The 1,476-nt window shown below is 63.0% G+C and carries 4 protein-coding genes; all 4 read right to left on the minus strand.

From position 1 onward, the window contains the following. Positions 1 to 568, minus strand: a 568-nt coding sequence (locus HY26_RS17935; protein ID WP_158531557.1) for a ParB N-terminal domain-containing protein, incomplete at its 3' end; no start/stop codon positions are given. Beyond that, on the minus strand, positions 565 to 1,038 hold the full coding sequence (locus HY26_RS17940; protein WP_112074267.1) for a hypothetical protein: 474 nt from the start codon (positions 1,036 to 1,038) through the stop codon (positions 565 to 567). The genes HY26_RS17935 and HY26_RS17940, both read right to left, overlap by 4 nt. Beyond that, positions 1,035 to 1,229 carry a hypothetical protein gene (locus HY26_RS17945; RefSeq protein WP_112074268.1) on the minus strand — a complete coding sequence of 65 codons (195 nt, stop codon included), beginning with the start codon at positions 1,227 to 1,229 and terminating at the stop codon, positions 1,035 to 1,037. The genes HY26_RS17940 and HY26_RS17945 overlap by 4 nt, the downstream gene beginning before the upstream one ends. A 5-nt stretch (positions 1,230 to 1,234) precedes the next feature. Beyond that, positions 1,235 to 1,476: antirestriction protein ArdA (locus HY26_RS17950; protein ID WP_146740273.1), on the minus strand; the 242-nt coding region annotated here is incomplete at its 5' end.

The raw sequence follows: 1,476 nt of genomic DNA on the forward strand, positions 1-1,476 counted from the left end.
GGGCGACATTTTCGATGATGGACGCCTCGATGGCCGAGGCTGCATCTTCCTCGCTCATGATGGCGCAAGGGACGAGTGGATTGGTGCCGGTTTCCTTGGCGAGTTCGAGCAGCGCGAAATAGCGGCGGCGGCCTGCGATGACGCCGTAACCGTCGCCTTCGCGGCGGACGAGGAGCGTCTGGCGGATGCCCTTTTCGCGGATGGAAGGCAGGATGTCGGACACGTCCGGCTTCTTGCGTCCGTGGCGCATGTTAAGTTTGGAAACGCTCAGCTTATCGAGCGGGATATGTGTGAGGTCGGGCTGTGCCATCGGGGTCTCCTTTTCTGGCGGGTAAAGGGAGAGGCCAAGCGCCCATGCCGGGCCGCTCCAGTGAATGTCGGAATAAGGAAAGCCTTCGCGGTCGAAGGCGGGGGCCGGGTCGGTCCGGCCCCAGTCATAGTCGCGGACGCGGATGTGCGGTGCGCGCCCCGCAATCCAGATTTCAACCACGCGGTCGTCCTCGACGACCAGCGTCATCTGAGGTCGCGGACCCAGAATCCGCTCGGCTTCGGTGAGGGCGCGGCTCATGTCCGCGCCTCACCTGCCGGGACTGCGCGGAGGTGCACAAGCACCGTGCGGGCGGTGTCCAAGGCCTCCGGCAGGAGGTCGTTTGCCACCTCGCTCAGGTGGGCATTATCCGATCCCGGATAGTTCGCCTCGACGCCCCAGAGGCTGGCGGCGTGAGAGTCCAGCGTGACGCCTTCGAGCGTGACGGAGAGCACGATCCCGCAATAGAACCAGTCGCCCTTCCGCCATGCCTCCATGACAGCTTCGGCCTCGGCCTGCGCCTTTGCGAAGCGCTCGCGGAACCCGTTTCCGGGACCGATAAAACCGGGCGCATCCTTATAGAGCGAGGGCCAGAATCCGTCCTGTCGTTGATCCGGCGCATCCGGGCAATCGTCCAGGACGATTTGTGCCATCACGGTGAATCCGTCCGCCTCACAGGTGATCGTGTCACCGGGGCAGGCAAAGGCGGCAAAGCGTTCGGAAAAGCTCACGACACCCTCCGAATCTCGAAGCCATGCAGTTCGCAGACGCCGCGCAGCGCCCGTGCTTCGCCGTCATCAAGCTCGTTACCTGCCTGACGATAGATGCTGCCCTGCGCGAACCCTGCCGGGGTCTTCACGACATGTGCCCAGCGATAAGGGCCACGGCCGTCTTCGCGCGGTCTGGTCTGGTATCTGGCCATGACGTTCACCGCGACCAGAAGATGTGGATCTGATCGAATCCGGTCTCGACAGTGAAGATGTCGCCGTTCAGCTCCATGTCCCGGCCCATCGCGTCCCAATCAATGTAGTATTGGAGGGAGGCCGGGATTTCGGTGCCGCACTCGCGGGTCAGTTCTTCGGCAAAATCTGCGATCGAACGGTATTCGCCCGCATAGTCATCGAAGGCAGCGCGGGCTTGTTCAAGGTCATCGCCAAAATGGCGGTGGA

The organism is Hyphomonas sp. GM-8P (assembly GCF_003263315.1).
GTDB lineage: Bacteria > Pseudomonadota > Alphaproteobacteria > Caulobacterales > Hyphomonadaceae > Hyphomonas.

Bases quoted from the DNA above. Each gene is read 5' to 3' on its own strand.
- HY26_RS17945 (WP_112074268.1), bottom strand. From the start codon at position 1,229: ATGGCCAGATACCAGACCAGACCGCGCGAAGACGGCCGTGGCCCTTAT.